At 32.0% G+C, this 16,062-nt stretch carries 18 protein-coding genes; 16 read left to right on the top strand and 2 right to left on the bottom strand.

Annotation, left to right across the window (positions count from 1 at the left end; translation table 11 throughout):
* Nucleotide 1: 1 nt before the first annotated feature.
* From rsmB to I4N53_RS07740, 8 genes are all read left to right on the top strand, one after another.
* Nucleotides 2–1,336, top strand: coding sequence for a 16S rRNA (cytosine(967)-C(5))-methyltransferase RsmB (gene rsmB, locus I4N53_RS07775; RefSeq protein WP_012995359.1), 1,335 nt, complete (start codon nucleotides 2–4; stop codon nucleotides 1,334–1,336).
* Between the two features lie 94 nt (nucleotides 1,337–1,430).
* The gene (gene rlmN / locus I4N53_RS07770; RefSeq protein ID WP_214495980.1) at nucleotides 1,431–2,459 is read left to right on the top strand and encodes a 23S rRNA (adenine(2503)-C(2))-methyltransferase RlmN; all 1,029 of its coding nucleotides are present in this window, start codon (nucleotides 1,431–1,433) and stop codon (nucleotides 2,457–2,459) included.
* Nucleotides 2,460–2,466: 7 nt separating this feature from the next.
* The gene (locus tag I4N53_RS07765) at nucleotides 2,467–3,210 is read left to right on the top strand and encodes a Stp1/IreP family PP2C-type Ser/Thr phosphatase (protein ID WP_009052438.1); all 744 of its coding nucleotides are present in this window, start codon (nucleotides 2,467–2,469) and stop codon (nucleotides 3,208–3,210) included.
* Nucleotides 3,207–5,093, top strand: a complete 1,887-nt coding sequence (gene pknB, locus I4N53_RS07760) for a Stk1 family PASTA domain-containing Ser/Thr kinase (RefSeq protein ID WP_214495979.1) — start codon at nucleotides 3,207–3,209, stop codon at nucleotides 5,091–5,093. Before I4N53_RS07765 ends, pknB begins: the two co-directional genes overlap by 4 nt.
* Nucleotides 5,094–5,975 (top strand): ribosome small subunit-dependent GTPase A, encoded by an 882-nt coding sequence (gene rsgA, locus I4N53_RS07755; RefSeq protein ID WP_012995355.1) that lies wholly within the window; start codon nucleotides 5,094–5,096, stop codon nucleotides 5,973–5,975. It begins immediately after the preceding gene.
* A 3-nt stretch (nucleotides 5,976–5,978) separates the two neighbouring features.
* Entirely contained in the window at nucleotides 5,979–6,629 is a 651-nt protein-coding gene (gene rpe, locus I4N53_RS07750) for a ribulose-phosphate 3-epimerase (protein WP_012995354.1), read from the top strand.
* A complete protein-coding gene (locus I4N53_RS07745; protein WP_214495978.1) occupies nucleotides 6,626–7,261 on the top strand; it encodes a thiamine diphosphokinase in 636 nt (211 codons plus the stop codon). The genes rpe and I4N53_RS07745 overlap by 4 nt, the downstream gene beginning before the upstream one ends.
* 60 nt (nucleotides 7,262–7,321) lie before the next feature.
* On the top strand, nucleotides 7,322–7,504 hold the full coding sequence (locus I4N53_RS07740; RefSeq protein ID WP_012995352.1) for a hypothetical protein: 183 nt from the start codon (nucleotides 7,322–7,324) through the stop codon (nucleotides 7,502–7,504).
* Between the two features lie 35 nt (nucleotides 7,505–7,539).
* Here the strand turns inward: I4N53_RS07740 and rpmB are convergent, their stop codons facing one another.
* Nucleotides 7,540–7,728 (bottom strand): 50S ribosomal protein L28, encoded by a 189-nt coding sequence (gene rpmB, locus I4N53_RS07735; protein WP_012995351.1) that lies wholly within the window; start codon nucleotides 7,726–7,728, stop codon nucleotides 7,540–7,542.
* A 184-nt stretch (nucleotides 7,729–7,912) separates the two neighbouring features.
* On the opposite strand from rpmB, the gene I4N53_RS07730 reads away from it, so the two are divergent.
* From I4N53_RS07730 to I4N53_RS07695, 8 genes are all read left to right on the top strand, one after another.
* Entirely contained in the window at nucleotides 7,913–8,263 is a 351-nt protein-coding gene (locus tag I4N53_RS07730) for an Asp23/Gls24 family envelope stress response protein (RefSeq protein ID WP_214495977.1), read from the top strand.
* 10 nt (nucleotides 8,264–8,273) lie between these two features.
* Nucleotides 8,274–9,854 (top strand): DAK2 domain-containing protein, encoded by a 1,581-nt coding sequence (locus tag I4N53_RS07725; RefSeq protein WP_214495976.1) that lies wholly within the window; start codon nucleotides 8,274–8,276, stop codon nucleotides 9,852–9,854.
* Between the two features lie 12 nt (nucleotides 9,855–9,866).
* Nucleotides 9,867–11,912: an ATP-dependent DNA helicase RecG gene (gene recG, locus I4N53_RS07720; protein WP_214495975.1), complete on the top strand. Its 2,046-nt coding sequence runs from the start codon at nucleotides 9,867–9,869 to the stop codon at nucleotides 11,910–11,912.
* Nucleotides 11,913–11,929: 17 nt separating this feature from the next.
* Nucleotides 11,930–12,772, top strand: coding sequence for a DegV family protein (locus I4N53_RS07715; RefSeq protein ID WP_214495974.1), 843 nt, complete (start codon nucleotides 11,930–11,932; stop codon nucleotides 12,770–12,772).
* A 115-nt stretch (nucleotides 12,773–12,887) separates the two neighbouring features.
* Nucleotides 12,888–13,115: an alpha/beta-type small acid-soluble spore protein gene (locus I4N53_RS07710; RefSeq protein ID WP_214495973.1), complete on the top strand. Its 228-nt coding sequence runs from the start codon at nucleotides 12,888–12,890 to the stop codon at nucleotides 13,113–13,115.
* Nucleotides 13,116–13,336: 221 nt separating this feature from the next.
* Entirely contained in the window at nucleotides 13,337–13,891 is a 555-nt protein-coding gene (gene rsmD, locus I4N53_RS07705) for a 16S rRNA (guanine(966)-N(2))-methyltransferase RsmD (protein ID WP_214495972.1), read from the top strand.
* Nucleotides 13,888–14,367, top strand: a complete 480-nt coding sequence (coaD, locus tag I4N53_RS07700) for a pantetheine-phosphate adenylyltransferase (protein WP_012995343.1) — start codon at nucleotides 13,888–13,890, stop codon at nucleotides 14,365–14,367. The genes rsmD and coaD overlap by 4 nt, the downstream gene beginning before the upstream one ends.
* A gap of 18 nt (nucleotides 14,368–14,385) precedes the next feature.
* Nucleotides 14,386–14,850, top strand: coding sequence for a hypothetical protein (locus tag I4N53_RS07695; RefSeq protein WP_012995342.1), 465 nt, complete (start codon nucleotides 14,386–14,388; stop codon nucleotides 14,848–14,850).
* On the opposite strand, the gene ylbJ is transcribed toward I4N53_RS07695, so the two are convergent.
* Nucleotides 14,851–16,032, bottom strand: coding sequence for a sporulation integral membrane protein YlbJ (ylbJ, locus tag I4N53_RS07690; protein ID WP_214495971.1), 1,182 nt, complete (start codon nucleotides 16,030–16,032; stop codon nucleotides 14,851–14,853).
* Nucleotides 16,033–16,062: the final 30 nt, after the last annotated feature.

The raw sequence follows: 16,062 nt of genomic DNA, 5'->3' as shown, positions 1-16,062 counted from the left end.
AATGAAACCAAGAAAAATAGCTTATAAAATACTTCAAGAAGTGTTGTCAAAAGAAGCTTATGCGAATATTTCCTTTAATAAGCATTTAAAAGGACGAGAATTAAAAGAAGTAGATAGAGACTTTATTAAAAAACTGGTCTTTGGTGTTATTGAAAGAAAGTACACGCTAGATTTTATACTTTCTTTTTTTGTAAAGAAGCCCGCGGATGAAAAAAGTAAGATTTTCCTTGAAATGGGATTATATCAGCTTTTGTACATGGATAAAGTTCCATCTTATGCGGCTATAAATGAAACAGTTAATATAGCTAAAAACGTATTGGGAATAAAAAGGGCAAACTTTATAAATGCAGTTCTAAGAAGCTATGAAAGAGAAAAAGAAAAAGTAATTTTCCCTGATAAAGAGAGGGATTTAAGGAAATATTTAATGGTAACATATTCTTATCCTGATTGGATTGTGGAAAGATTACTAAATAATTATGATGAAGAAAAAGCAGAAGCTCTTTTAAAAAGTTTAAATGAAAAACCCAAAATTTGTTACAGAGTTAATACACTAAAGATTGATATAGAAGATTTGAAAAAGCTATTAGTTTCTCGCGGTATTGTTTATAAAAAAGGTTATTATCTAGAAGAAGCGCTATATATAGATATTAAAAACCCTGAAAGTCATCAATTGTACAAAGAAGGGCTTATTTACATTCAGGATGAGGCTTCTATGTTGGTTTCTAAAATTTTAAATCCTAACGAAGGAGAGACGGTATTAGATGTGTGTGCTGCTCCTGGTGGTAAAACGACCCATATAGCGCAATTGATGAAAAATACTGGTAATGTTGTAGCTTTTGATTTACATCCTCATAGATTAGAGTTGATAAAAGAGAATTGTAAAAGATTAGGAATTACAAATGTAAAAGCAGAAGCCTTTGACTCTACTTTTGTTAATGACAAGTATCTGGAAAAAGCAGATAAAGTCTTAGCAGATGTCCCTTGTACAGGTATAGGTATAATCAGAAAAAAACCTGATATTAAGTTAAAGAATTATACGAAAAGTGAAATTTCACAATTAGTTGAAACGCAATATAAAATATTAGACTCCAGTTCAAAATATGTAAAAAAAGATGGATTTTTAGTGTATAGCACCTGTACTATAGGAGTAGAAGAAAATCACAATGTAATAATGAAATTTTTAAAAGAACACCCTAATTTTAGATTGGTTGATATAAAAGCTGAGATGCCAAGTGGATTGAATATTGAAACTGCTTCTTTAGGATATATACAAACTACACCTTTAGAGCATGGAATCGATGGCTTTTTTATAAGCAAGTTAAAAAGAATAAAATAACGTGCAAAACGATAGCCATGTATGAATTTATCAAGTAAACTTATGGGGATAAGAAACCTACGAAATTTCAACATGGACACGGAGGTATATTAAGTTGTACAATTTAAAAAATATGACGTTAGAAGAAATGGAAGAATTTTTTGTAAATATTGGAGAGAGTAGATATAGAGCTAAACAGATTTACAAGTGGATTTACGGTAAAAAAATTACAGATTTTGACAAGATGACAGATATCTCTAAAAATTTGCGATCAAAATTAAAAGAAATTGCTTATATTTCTCAATTAAAGGTAGAAGCGAGAAGGGTTTCTGAAATAGATAACACTGTGAAATACCTTTTTTTGCTGGAAGACAAAAATATCATCGAAGGAGTTGCCATAAAATACAGATTTGGAAATACTGCTTGTGTTTCTACTCAAGTAGGATGCAATATGAGATGTAGCTTTTGCGCTTCTGCTATTGGAGGTAAAGTTAGAGATTTAAAAGCCTCAGAGATGGTAGACCAAGTTATGGCTATAGACAGCGACTATGGCAAGATTTCTAATATTGTTTTGATGGGAAGTGGGGAACCTTTTGACAATTATGATGAAGTGATGAAATTTATAAAAATAGTGAATAACCCCCACGGTTTAGGAATAGGCAGCAGACATATAACTATTTCTACTTGTGGAATAGTTCCTAAAATTTATCAATTTGCAGATGAAAAACTACAGGTGAATTTATCTATTTCATTACATGCTCCTAATGATGAATTGAGAACTCAACTAATGCCAATAAATAAAGCTTATCCATTAGAGGAATTGATGAAGGCTTGTAAATATTATGTAGATAAAACAAGGCGCAGGATAACCTTTGAGTATTCGTTGATTGAAGGAGTAAATGATAAAAAAGAACATGCGTATCAATTGGTTGATTTATTAAAAGGTATGTTGTGTCATATTAATTTAATACCTATTAATTACGTAAGAGAAATAGGTTTTAAAAAGGCAAACAATGAAAAGGTGATGATGTTCAAAAGAATTATTGAAGATGCAGGGATATCTTGTACGGTGAGAAGGGAATTGGGTAGCGATATTGAAGCTGCCTGTGGACAGCTGAGGAGAAAGTATTTAAAGGAAAGGTAGGGTTTTTATGATTGCAGCTGCCCTAACTGATATTGGCAATGTAAGAGAAAAAAATGAAGATTATTATTATGCTTCGGAAGAAAAAGATTTGCCACTGTTTATTGTGGCTGATGGAATGGGAGGCCATAATGGGGGTGAAATTGCAAGTAAGTCTGCAGTTGAAGCCATTGTTGATTATTTTAAAAAGAATTATTTTAAGCTACAGGATAGAGGAATTTCCTCTATAGAAGGTTTTATAGAGAAATCAATTAAATATGCTAATAAAATTGTTTATTCTCAAGCCTGTTCAGAATGTGAATTGACAGGGATGGGTACTACTCTTACTTTGTTATTTTTTGAAAAAAATCATTTTTTTATAGGACATATTGGAGATAGTAGGGCTTATTTGATAAGAGATAACAGCATAAAGCAAATTACAGAAGACCATTCTTTTGTAGAAGAACTTGTAAAAATGGGTAAAATAACTCATGAAGAAGCCCGGATTCATCCTCAAAAAAATATAATAACAAGGGCTTTGGGAGTTGATGAGGAAGTAAAAGTCGATATATTCCATGACGCTGTTATGCCAGAGGATATTTTACTTTTGTGTACAGATGGGCTTACTAATTTGGTGACAGACCAACAAATTTTAGATGAATTTACTAAAAATGAAGATATAAATACCTCCTGTATTAATTTAGTAAATATTGCAAAGGCTAACGGCGGATACGATAATATAACTCTTATCGCTGTTAAGGAGGTGACATCATGATTGGACGTATATTAGGTAACCGATATGAAATATTAGAGAAAATTGGCGCAGGGGGAATGGCTAAGGTTTACAAAGCAAAGTGTCATCTCCTTAACAGAATAGTGGCAATCAAAATTTTGAGGCCTGAATTTGCAGCAGATGAGGATTTTGTGAAAAAATTTAGAAGAGAGTCTCAGGCAGCGGCAAGTCTTTCTCATCCTAATATAGTGAGTATATACGATGTTGGGCAAGAAGGAGATATTTACTACATTGTGATGGAATATGTAAAGGGACGTACTTTAAAAAAGCTTATAAGTGAAAATGGAGGACCGTTAGAAGTAGGTAGAGCAATAGAAATAGCAAGACAAGTTTGCAAAGCCTTGGATCACGCTCATAAAAATCGAATAATTCACAGGGATATAAAACCACAAAATATTCTTGTTACTGAAGAGGATGTGGCGAAAGTTACTGATTTTGGAATTGCAAGGGCTGCCAATGGTTCTACCATAACTTATACCGGAGATGTGGTAGGAACTGCTTATTATTTTTCTCCTGAACAAGCAAAAGGCGGAATAGTAGATGAAAGAACGGATATTTATTCTTTAGGAATTGTCCTTTATGAAATGCTAACGGGAAAAGTACCTTTTGAGGGAGATAGTCCTATTTCTGTCGCTTTAAAACACATTCAAGAAGAGATAATTCCTCCTTCCAGGCTAAATGAGAAGGTGCCAAAAGAATTAGATCAAATAGTTTTAAAAGCTACACAGAAGGATGTAAATCTTAGGTATCAAACTGCAGCAGATTTTCTTAAAGACTTAGATACTTTTTTGCGAAATCCTAAAGAGCTAAATTTCAAAGAAGAGGAAATTACAAAAACACGGGTGATTCCTTCTAAAGATGTAGAAGAGTTAAAAAAAGCAGCACAAAAAAAAGAAAAAGAAAAGAAAAGACGAAATGTCATAAAGAAAATAACAATTGCTTTATTAATTCTTTTGTTGATGGCTTCTTTATCTTATGGCACGATATACGTCCTTAATAACTTTTTTAAAGTGAATGATGTAGTAGTTCCAAATATTGTTGGTTTGTCTTTAAATCAGGCAAGCAAAATTTTATCAGACCATAATTTGAATATGGAGATAAGCGAAGAACAGTACAGTGATAAACCCGAAAATACTATTTTATCTCAAGATCCTTCACAAGGCAGCGTAGTAAAAGCTGGAAGTACAGTTTATGTAGTAATTAGTAAAGGCAGGCAAGTTGTTGTGGTGCCTAATGTGATAAACAAAGATTATTTAGAGGCTAAAAATATCCTTGAGAATATGGGCCTTAAAGCAAACATTATAGAACAATACAATGATCAATTTGCTAAAGGATATGTCTTTGATCAAAATCCAAGACAAGGGGTACAGGTAGAATACAATACAGCGATTGATCTATATGTTAGTAAGGGTCAACAACCTGCGATAATGCCCAACGTAGTTAATATGACATTGGAGGAAGCAACAACTGCCCTAGAAAATGCTGGTTTAAAGTTAGGCAAAGTCATTTATAAAGAGACTACTGAGGTACCAGAGGGTGTGGTTTTAGAGCAAAGTGTTCCTCCAGATAGTGAAATTCAAAAAGGAAGCCCGATAGATTTAATTGTCAGTAAGATGCCTCAGATGCCCCAGGGTTCTTTACAACACCGAACCAAAAATGTTATTATTGAATTGCCTAACAAACAGGGCACTATGAAAGTAGATGTATATGTAATACAAAACGGACAAAAAAATTTAATATATTCTGCCCAACACACTTATCAAGATAGCCCTCTTACTGTTCCTGTAACGGCATATAAAGGTAAAGCTACAATTGAGGTGGATATAGATGGAGAAGTGTATAGCACAGTGGAGGCGAGATTTTAATTGACGAGGGTAGTGGGAAAAATTGTGGGAGGAATAGCTGGATTTTATTATGTAGCTACAGAGCACGGCATTATAGAATGCCGTGCTCGCGGAAAATTTAGAAAGGATAATGTTACTCTCTTAGTAGGTGACATTGCGGAAATTCAAATGATAAACGATAGGGAGGGGTATATTTTAAACATTTTACCACGAAAAAATAAGCTTACAAGGCCTCCAGTAGCTAATGTAGACCAAGCTATAATAGTATTTGCTATTATTAGGCCAGAACTTAACAGAATTTTATTAGATAAAATGATTGTATTGGCAGAGAGTAATGACATTGAGCCTGTAGTTTGTATCAATAAAGTGGATTTAAAAGAGGATAAAGAGGCTTTTGATTTGGTGAGTGTTTATCAGAAAATAGGATATAAAGCAGTTGCAACTTCTACAGTTACAAAAGAAGGAATTGACGAATTAAAATCCTATTTAAAAGACAAGGTTTCTTTTTTTGCAGGTCCTTCTGGAGTAGGAAAGTCCTCTTTGATTAATTCTATTCAATCAAATATAAAACTCAAGACAGGAGAGGTAAGCGAAAAGCTTTTAAGAGGTAAACACACAACAAGAAGCGTAGAGCTTTTATCTCTTGATTTTGGAGGGTATGTTTTGGATACCCCAGGTTTTACTGCATTAACATTAGATATTGAAAAACAAGACCTTCGATACTATTTTAGAGAATTTTTAGAGTTTCAAGGAGGGTGCAAATTTTCTTCTTGTCTTCATATACAAGAACCGGGATGCAATGTTATAAAGGCTGTAGAAGAAGGACTAATAGATAAAAACAGATATGTAAGTTATATTTCTCTGTTTAAAGAATTAAAGGAAAAAGAAAAGAGGAGGTACTAAAAATTGAAAATAGCTCCTTCAATATTATCTGCAAATTTTGCAAATTTATTAGAAGATGTAAAAAAGATAGAAAAAGATGCTGACCTTTTGCATATTGATGTAATGGATGGCCATTTTGTTCCAAATATCACCATTGGACCAGTAGTAGTAAAGTCCCTGAGAAAATTTTTTTCTATTCCCTTTGATGTTCATTTGATGATTGAAAATCCAGATTTGTACATAGAAGATTTTGTAAATTCGGGCGCGGATATTATAACTGTTCACCAAGAAGCTTGTATACACTTACATCGTACGATACAGAAAATAAAAAGCTATGGTAAAAAAGCCGGAGTTTCTTTAAATCCGGCTACACCTTTAGAAAGTATAAAATATGTATTACAGGATATTGATATGGTTCTGATTATGACGGTAAATCCTGGATTTGGAGGACAAAAGTTTATAGATTCAATGCTTAAAAAGATTGAAGAAATAAAGAAAATGAGAGAAGATTTAGGCTTAAACTTTGAAATTGAGGTAGATGGGGGAATTAACCTTTATAATGTAAAGGAAGTAGTTGAGGCAGGAACTGATATAATTGTAGCTGGTTCTTCAATTTTTGAATCTTCGGATCCTGCCCAAACTATAAAAGAATTTAGAAAGGCAGTAAAAAGATGAGGGTTTTAATTATTTCTAATGGGGATATAAAAGATTATAATTTTTACAAAAATTTGACAAAAGAAGTAGATATAGTTATATGTGCAGATGGTGGAGCGAATCATGCCTATCAAATGAAACTAAAACCTCATTTGATAGTGGGTGATTTAGATTCAATAAAAGAAGAAGTTTTGGAATTTTATAAAAACAAAGGGGTAAAAATTGAAAAATATTCTCCTATGAAGGACGAGACAGATACACAATTGGCAATGATAAAAGCGATAGAATTAGGGGCGAAGGAAATTATTTTTACAGGGGTATTTGGAGAGAGATTTGATCACTCTTATGCAAATCTTTCCCTTTTGTTGTATTTATTAAATCGCAATATCAAGGGTAAAATTATAAATGAAAAAAATGAGATATATTTGATTGATAAATTTTTAGAGATTGAAGGGAAAAAAGGAGAATTGTTATCTTTAATTCCATATTCTAAAGATGTAAAAGGAATATACACTAAAGGTTTGTTTTATGGTCTTTCAGGTCAAAGTATGGATTTAGAAATGCCTTACGGTATAAGCAATGTTTTTATAGAAGATAAAGCAACTATAAAAATAGAAGAAGGACTTTTATTAGTGATAAAACCAAGAGAATAGTTTCAAAATCCCTTTCCTGTGAATAGTATAATAGTAACTAAAGAGGAAAGGGGTGTTTTTATGGACAAATTTTTTTATAAACTGAAGCGATTAAATAGGCAACTAAATTATTCGTTAGGATATGTATTGATTGCTTTAGGTGTATTGATTTTTATTAGGTATATTCCTTACTGGTTATGGATGATTTTTTTGGGAATTTTTCTTGTAATAGCTGGTTACTATGTAAACATATATTTTAAGTGAAAAATAAAAAAGCGTGCAAAAATGCACGTCTTTCTTTATATTGCTCTTTGTACTTTTCCTGATTTTAAGCATTTTGTACATACATGGAGTCTAACAGGAGTACCATTTACTATTGCTCTTACTTTTTTTAGGTTAGGTTTCCACTTTCTTATGGATTTTCTATGAGAGTGGCTATATTGGTAACCTGCTAAAGGACCTTTTCCACAAACATCGCACTTAAGCACAGTTGCACCTCCTTTGAAAGACAGTAATATTTTATCAAAAATTAATTACTTGCACAATAAAAATCAAAATAACAATATTATTTTATCACCATCTCTTATAAATGTAAATACCTTTGCAACAAATGTTTAGTTGATGTTATTAAGAGATTTAGGTAAAATATAAATTAAGATTGGAGGGGTATTAATGGTTCAAATAAAAAACAAATATGGCATAATACATATTTCAAATGATGCAATTGCTGCTATAACCAGTAGAGCAGTATCTGAGTGTTATGGGATAGTAGGATTAGGCAGAAAAGGAGCAAATGGATTAATAGAAATATTTAAAACAGAGAATTCTGGCAGAGGAGTCAAAGTTTTAGCCACAGAAGATGGTGTAACACTGGAAGTTTATATAGTTGTCCTATACGGCGTAAATATAAAAACTGTTTCAGCGAATGCTATTGAAAAAGTAAAATACGCTGTCGAGAAATTTGTAGGAGTAAAGGTAGAAAATGTAATAATAAATGTTCAGGGAATTAAAGTTGATAATTGAGGAGGAAGTTGTGTTGAAGTACTTAGATGGAAAAATTTTAAAGAACATGATGATAGCAAGTTCTAATTATCTTTTTAACAACAAAGGAGAAGTTGATAAACTCAATGTTTTTCCTGTTCCAGACGGTGATACTGGCTCTAATATGGCATATACAATGCAATATGCTGCAAAAGAGTTAGAGAAATCACAAGATACGATAAGAGAAGTTTTAGATGCTATTTCGAAAGGTACTTTAATGGGAGCAAAAGGTAATTCGGGAGTTATTTTGTCCCAGATTTTTAGAGGTTTTTCTAAACGACTTAGAGATACAAAAAAGATAACTCCTTGCGATTTTGCAGAAGGTTTGAAAGCTGGTGTAGAGGTAGCTTATAAAGCAGTTATGAGACCTGTAGAAGGTACTATTCTCACAGTATGTAGGGAAACTGCAGAAGAGGCGGAAAAAATATGTAAAAAGGTTGAAAATTTTGAAGAATTTTTCGCAAAAATTATTGAAGCTGCAGAAAAGTCTTTACAAAACACTCCCAATCTCTTGCCAGTTTTAAAAGAGGCTGGAGTAGTTGATTCTGGTGGAATGGGATTTGTGTATGTATTAAAGGGGATGTTTGAAGGGTTTAAAGGAAACAAAATTGAACCTATAGAAGTTTTAAAAGGGACAGTAACAAATAAGCAAACTGTGGAGGATTTAAGATTTTTATATTGTACAGAAATATTAGTGAAAACAAAAAAGAGTTATGCAGAAGCTATTTTAAAAGGTAAATTCGAAAGATTTGGAAATAGTTTGGTGATAGTTTCAGATGATGACATTTTAAAAGTTCATGTGCACACGAACAATCCTGGATTAGTATTAGAAGAAGGACTTAAAATAGGTGAACTTATAAAAGTGAAAATTGACAATATGAAAATACAACATGAAAGTTTGGTAAGTGAAGAGCAAAAGGCTGAGAAAAAATATGGAGTTTTAGTTGTAGCTAATGGAGAAGGAATTAAAAATCTTTTTTCAGAGCTGGGCTGTGATGTTATTATAAATGGTGGACAAACTATGAATCCGAGTACAAATGATATTTTGGAGGGTATAAAAAAGATTAATGCGGAAAATATTTTAGTTTTCCCCAATAATAAAAATATAATAATGGCTTGTGAACAAGCAAAAGCCTTATCAAATAAAAAAGTAGAAATAATCCCAACAAATAATTTTAGTGAAGCTATAACTTCTATTTTAAATATTGATACTGAAAAGAGTTTAGAAGAAAATGTAGCTAAAATAAAAGAAATATTAAGTAATATAAAGACAATTGAAGTTACTTATTCAGTAAGAGACACGCAAATAAATGGTTTTGAAATCAAAAAAGGAGATGTGTTAGGTTTTATAAATGACAACCTGGAATCAGTAGGAAAAGATTATAATAAAGTAGCACAAGAATTGATTTATAAAGCTTTAGATGAGGATTCTTCATTAGTTAGCATATATTATGGGGAAGAAGTTACAAAAGAAAAAGCGGAGGAATTGAAAAATTCTATTTCCGTAGAGGCAGATGTAGAAATTTATTTTGGAGGTCAGCCGCTTTACTATTACGTTATATCAATAGAGTAAAGGTGAAATGAAATGCCTTTAAATCTGGATATTCAGTACGTAAAAGGAGTTGGACCTAAAAGGGCAAAACTTCTTAAAAAATTGGGAATACAAACAGTAGAGGACTTATTATTTTATTTTCCTAAAGATTATGAAAATAGAAGCAGTATTTTAAAAATTGAGGACTTAACAGTTGGAGAAAAACAAACTTTTAAAGGCTATATTGTAGGTAGTCCAAGAGAAATAAAGACTTCAAGGGTGATTATCACTAAAGTCCCTGTAAAAGATGGAACAGGCGCAGTAGAGTTAGTGTGGTATAATCAACCCTATATAAAGAATAACTTAAAAATTGGTGAAGAATATATAATAAACGGTAAATTACGATTTAAATATGGACAATTAATAGTAGAAAATCCTGTTATAGAAAAAAGTGAAGATTTTAAGTTAAACACAGGAAGGATAGTTCCTATTTATGGACTAACAGAAGGATTGACACAAAATGCTATTAGAAAGATAATGTTTAATGCTCTTAAGGAGTATGTACAGGAAGTAGAAGAGTTTTTTGATGAAGAATTTCTATCTGAAAAAAGATTAATGGACATAAAAAGTGCACTAATTAATATAAATTTTCCCCAAAATGAAGCATATTTAGAGCAGGCAAAATACAGATTTAAATATCAGGAACTTTTTTTGCTGCAAATGGCTTTATTTCTAATGAAAGGATCTGCGAAAGAAAAAAAAGGAATAAAATTTGAACGGGTAGATCTAAAGCCTTTTATTATGGGATTGCCTTTTAAATTGACACAAGCACAGATAAAAGTTTTAAAAGAAATAATTGCAGATATGAATTCTCACAAGGTGATGAATCGTTTGGTACAGGGAGACGTGGGCTCCGGAAAAACAGTTGTTGCAGCTTGCAGCATGTACATTGCTGTCAAGAATGGCTATCAAGTGGCAATGATGGCTCCAACGGAGATACTTGCAAAACAGCATTATTCTACGTTAAAAGAACTTTTTAAAAATACTGATATAAAAATTGGACTTTTATCTGGTAGCCTTTCACCTTCTAATAAAAAAGAAGTATTAGAAAAAATCAAAAAGGGAGATTACGATATTATAGTAGGAACACATGCACTAATAGAGGATAATGTTATTTTTAACAATTTAGGACTTTGTATAACTGATGAGCAACACCGATTTGGTGTGAGACAAAGGGCGCTTTTGACACAAAAAGGTGAAAATCCCGATGTTTTGGTTATGACAGCTACACCAATTCCTCGGACATTTGCTCTCATTCTTTATGGAGATTTAGATATATCAATAATTGACCAATTACCTCCTGGAAGAAAAAAAGTTAAAACATACGTTATTTCTTCTTCTGTGAGAGAAAAAGCCTACGAGTTTGCAATGAAGGAAGTAAAAAAAGGAAGGCAAGTTTATGTAGTTTGTCCACTAATTGAAGAATCGGATAAAATAAATGCGATGTCTGCTGAAATAGTATATAGAGAAATTTATAAAGATGCTTTTAAGGAAGCTAAAGTAGGACTTTTACACGGTAAAATGGCGGACAGCGATAAAGAGAAGGTTATGGAAGAGTTTGTAAATGGAAAAATTGATATTTTAGTTTCGACTACAGTAATAGAGGTGGGAGTAAATGTACCTAATGCAACAGTGATGATTGTAGAAAATGCAGAAAGATTTGGACTTGCACAGCTTCACCAACTTAGAGGTAGAGTTGGCAGGTCAGAATTTCAGTCTTACTGTATTTTGATTAGTTATTCTAATTCTGACATAGCTAAAAAAAGACTGGGAGTTTTAGCTCAAACTTCTGATGGATTTAAAATTGCAGAAAAAGATTTAGAAATAAGAGGGCCAGGTGAATTTCTAGGATTAAGACAGCATGGACTTCCTGAATTTAAAATTGCTAACATTTTTGAAGACATAGATGTTTTAAAGAGAGTGCAAAAAGATGTAGAAGAGTTACTGGAAAAAGACCCTAAACTTGAAAACTATCCAAAGCTAAGAAGTATTTTACTTAATCAATTTTATCAAAAATTAGAAGGAATAATATTAAATTAGAGAAGGAGAATAGTAGTATGGAAAAGATAGCAATTGTTACAGATAGCTTGTCTGACATACCTGAGGATTTAGTGAAAACTTATAGGATATTTATAGTTCCTCTGACTATCAATATTGATGGTGTAAGTTATAAAGATGGGGTAGATATAACAAAAGAAGAATTCTATGGGCTTTTAAAAGAGGGAAAAATGCCTACAACTACTCAAGCTTCACCAGTAGAATTTATGGAAGTTTTTAAAGATTTGTTAAAAAGTTATGATTACATAATTGCCATAATTTTATCTTCAAAATTAAGTGGTACTTATCAATCGGCTGTGATTGCGAAAGATATGGTGGACCCAAAAAGAATTGAGGTTATCGATTCAAGACATTATTCTTTAGGAAATGGCATGTTAGTTCTTCAAGCTGCTAAAATGGCAGTTGCAGGGGCTTCTAGGGAAGAAATTGTTCAAAAAGTGTATGATTTAATCCCTAAAATTAGGTATATAATGGCTTTTGATTCTTTAGACTATCTGTACAGAGGAGGACGTCTACCTAAATCACAGGCTTTTATAGGAAATATTTTGAATATAAAGCCTATTTTAATGAATGATGATGGGGAATTAAAAATAGTAGATAAGGTTAGAGGTCAAAAAAAGGTTATTCGCTGGATGATTGATTATATGAAAAATACAGGAATAGATTTTACAGATAGAGAAGTTGGATTAATTCATACAGATAAAGAAGAATTTTTAAATGAAATAGAAGCCGCCTTAAGAAGTGAGTTAGGAATAACTAAGTTTTTAAGGTCAAGAGCTGGCTGCGGAATAGGTACCCATGCAGGGCCTGCAGCAGTAGGAGTGTTTTTTGAGGAAAAATAAATTTTTATTATTTGCCATTTCAATCACTTTTATACATTTTTGAAAACAAATTTATAGTTTATAAAACAGTATTTTGGTTAAATTAATAATACAAATACAAATGGAGGTGATTGAAATGGCAGCAGGATCAGAAACTAAGAATCCTCTTGTGGTAAAAGAGGCAAAACAGGTTATGAGCCAATGGAAATATGAAATAGCAAGAGAATTAGGAATAACTCCTCCAGCTGATGGCTACTGGGGCAACCTCACATCTCGCGATTGCGGTGCTGTAGGTGGCCATATGGTAAGAAAAATGATACAGATGGCAGAAAGCCAAATAGCCAGTAAAGGAACTTGGAAATAAGATAATTTACAATAAAAAGGGCAATCCTTGTGATTGCCCTTTTAAAATTTTAATCCAGGTAGTTGCCTACCTGGACTGGGAGAGGAGAAATTGAAGGAAGAATTTTGGGGAAATTTCTGTTCCCATAAATATTATTTGCCATTTTGAAAAAAATTTATACATATTTTTTACGATATTTTTTAAAAATATGCTAAAATAATTGGTGAAATGGGGGATTGCCTTTGAGAGTAATAGCAGGCAAGCTAAGAGGAAGAAAAATAAAATCTATAGAAGGCAGTGAAGTGAGGCCAACTGCCGATAGAGTTAAGGAATCATTATTTAATATATTGATGAACAAAATAGAAGGAAGTGTTTTTTTAGATTTGTTTGCGGGTACAGGGAATATAGGCATCGAAGCATTAAGCAGAGGGGCACAGTTTTGCTATTTTGTCGATAAAAGTTTAAAAAGTGTAAAATGTATAAGGGAAAATGTGGCCGAATTAAATTTAATACCTTTTGCTAAAATACTCCATCGAGATGTTTTAAAAGTTATTGAAATATTAGACCAAAATAATACAAAGTTTGATATAATATTTTTAGATCCCCCTTATTATCAAAACCTTGCCGAAAAAACTCTTATAAAGCTTGGAAAGGCAAAACTTTTGAAAAGAGGCGGCATTATAATAGCAGAACATCATAAAAATGATAAAGTAAAAGAAACTTATGGAAATCTAGTAAAGATAAGAGAAAATAAGTATGGAGAAACAATACTATCATTTTATAAGGAGGAAACATGAAAACTGCAATTTATCCAGGGAGTTTTGACCCAGTCACCTATGGACACATTGATATTATAAAAAGAGGAGCAAATCTGTTTGATAAACTAATTGTAGCTGTGCTTTTAAATCCTTCGAAAAAGCCCTTATTTTCGGTGGAAGAAAGGATAGAGCTTTTAAAAGCAGTAACTTATGATATTCCCAATGTTGAGATTGATTATTTTGACGGTTTATTGGTAGAGTATGCTAAAAGAGTAAATGCTAATGCTATAATAAAAGGGTTGAGAATGGTCTCTGACTTTGAATATGAGTTTCAAATGGCTTTAATCAACAAAAAATTAAATCCTTCTGTTGAGACGGTTTTTTTGATGACTAGTGCAAAGTATGGATATCTAAGTTCTAGTGTTGTGAAAGAAATCGCTCAGTTTGGCGGTTGCCTTTCTGAGTTTGTACCAGAGATTGTAGCTCAAAAATTAAAGGAAAAGTTTTCAAGATAATTAAAGGGGGTTTTATTTTTGTCGAATATTAATGATTTAGAAGTTCTTAATCTTTTAGAAGAATTAGAAGACATTATAGAAAATAGTTCTTCTATTCCTCTTTCTGGCAAAGTTTTAATAAACAAAGAAGAAGTCTTGGAATTAATAAAGCAAATAAGAATAAAATTGCCAGACGAATTTAAAAGGGCGGAATGGATCAAACAAGAAAGGCAAAGAATTCTTTTAGAGGCACAACAGGAAGCAGAAATGATAATAAAAGAAGCTGAACAAAAGATTAAGGAAATGGTAAGTGAAAGTGAGATAGTTAAAAAGGCTGAAAAGACGGCAGCAGAAATAATTTCTACTGCCCAAGCTAATGCAAGGGAAATAAGGCTAGGAAGTAGAGAATATGCTGATGAATTGCTTGCTAAAATTGAGTTGCAAGTGTCTGAAATATTAGAAACTATTAAGAGAAATAGAGAAGAATTAAAAGGCAACAAATAGTTAGTGTTGTTGTAAATATTGTTTTAAAGCTATTGCAAAAAATAGGATGGTTAAAATAACAATTATGAAAATTATTGAAGAAAATTGAAATATGTCCCAGGAATTTTTGTAAGTATATGGATTAAAAACATGGGAAATTTCATTGTCCTCTTGAAATTTTAATATAGTGAGTAACAAATGAGAGTATAAAGCTGCAAGAAAAAATTGGATTGTTTTTGCAACGAAATAAGGAAAATATTTTATTTTTGTTTTTGCTATTACTCCTAATACTTGTCCATGTATTGATATTCCGCCCCATGCTATTATGGCGCTTGTTAATATAACTTTTTGTTCTAAAGGCGCAGAAACTTGGCTTATTAAGTTTGAACCTACCGTTATTTCCAAAAGACCGCTTATGAAAGCTGGTATTAAACTTTTATCAAAACCTAATAATACGAATATTGGAGATAAGAAGTAAGAGAGGAAATCTAAAATTTTATACAGTTTTAAAAATTCTATCACAACGGAAAAAAGTACAACATAACCTCCTATCATGATAATAGTATTTGTTGATTTAACGACAGCTTCTGACAGTATAGTGCTTAAACTTTTTTTATTCTGTTCTGGTGTATAATTTATTTTTTTGATAGTAGCATTTAAAAATTTTTTTGTTGTGGGAGATGTTTTGTGAGAATTTTTTTTATAAAATCGAAAGAAAAGTCCTGTGGTTATAGCTGCGAAATAATTAGAAGCCATGATCATGTATCCGGCTTGTGGGCTACCAAACATGCCAATTGCGACAGCTCCCAACATGAATAGGGGGCCTGAGTTATTGCAAAAAGACATGAGCCTTTCAGCTTCTTCTGTTTTACATAAATTTTCTTCCCAAAGTCTTGATATTACCTGGGCTCCTACTGGATAACCAGAAGTATATCCTATTGCCATTGCAAAGGAACCACTTCCCGGTACATTAAACAGGGGCCTCATTATAGGCTCTAAAAAAGTGCCTAAAAAATGCACTACTCCTAATTGTAAAAGAAGCTCTGAACCTATGAAAAAAGGAAGTAAAGAAGGGATAATAGTAAAAAGCCAAAGGTTTATGCCGCCTTTAGCTGCTTCTAATGCTTCTTTAGGGAAAAGTATTAAAGATAGTACCATTAAAATTAAAAAAGAAATAAAAATATTTAAAAAGGTGTTTTTCAAGTTTTATCCCCACCTTGTTTTGTTGTCTAT

The sequence above is a fragment of the Thermoanaerobacter sp. CM-CNRG TB177 genome (assembly GCF_018588165.1).
Lineage (GTDB): Bacteria > Bacillota > Thermoanaerobacteria > Thermoanaerobacterales > Thermoanaerobacteraceae > Thermoanaerobacter > Thermoanaerobacter thermocopriae.
Note: the sequence above shows the minus strand (reverse complement) of the source record. Positions and strands in the feature narration are given on the sequence as shown.

Excerpts from the sequence above, each read along its gene's own strand:
- I4N53_RS07745 (WP_214495978.1), top strand. The coding sequence starts at position 6,626 with ATGAGGGTTTTAATTATTTCTAATGGGGATATAAAAGATTATAATTTT.
- I4N53_RS07730 (WP_214495977.1), top strand. The coding sequence starts at position 7,913 with ATGGTTCAAATAAAAAACAAATATGGCATAATACATATTTCAAATGAT.
- pknB (WP_214495979.1), top strand. The coding sequence starts at position 3,207 with ATGATTGGACGTATATTAGGTAACCGATATGAAATATTAGAGAAAATT.
- I4N53_RS07740 (WP_012995352.1), top strand. The coding sequence starts at position 7,322 with ATGGACAAATTTTTTTATAAACTGAAGCGATTAAATAGGCAACTAAAT.
- recG (WP_214495975.1), top strand. The coding sequence starts at position 9,867 with ATGCCTTTAAATCTGGATATTCAGTACGTAAAAGGAGTTGGACCTAAA.
- I4N53_RS07715 (WP_214495974.1), top strand. The coding sequence starts at position 11,930 with ATGGAAAAGATAGCAATTGTTACAGATAGCTTGTCTGACATACCTGAG.
- coaD (WP_012995343.1), top strand. The coding sequence starts at position 13,888 with ATGAAAACTGCAATTTATCCAGGGAGTTTTGACCCAGTCACCTATGGA.
- rsmB (WP_012995359.1), top strand. The coding sequence starts at position 2 with ATGAAACCAAGAAAAATAGCTTATAAAATACTTCAAGAAGTGTTGTCA.
- I4N53_RS07765 (WP_009052438.1), top strand. The coding sequence starts at position 2,467 with ATGATTGCAGCTGCCCTAACTGATATTGGCAATGTAAGAGAAAAAAAT.
- I4N53_RS07710 (WP_214495973.1), top strand. The coding sequence starts at position 12,888 with ATGGCAGCAGGATCAGAAACTAAGAATCCTCTTGTGGTAAAAGAGGCA.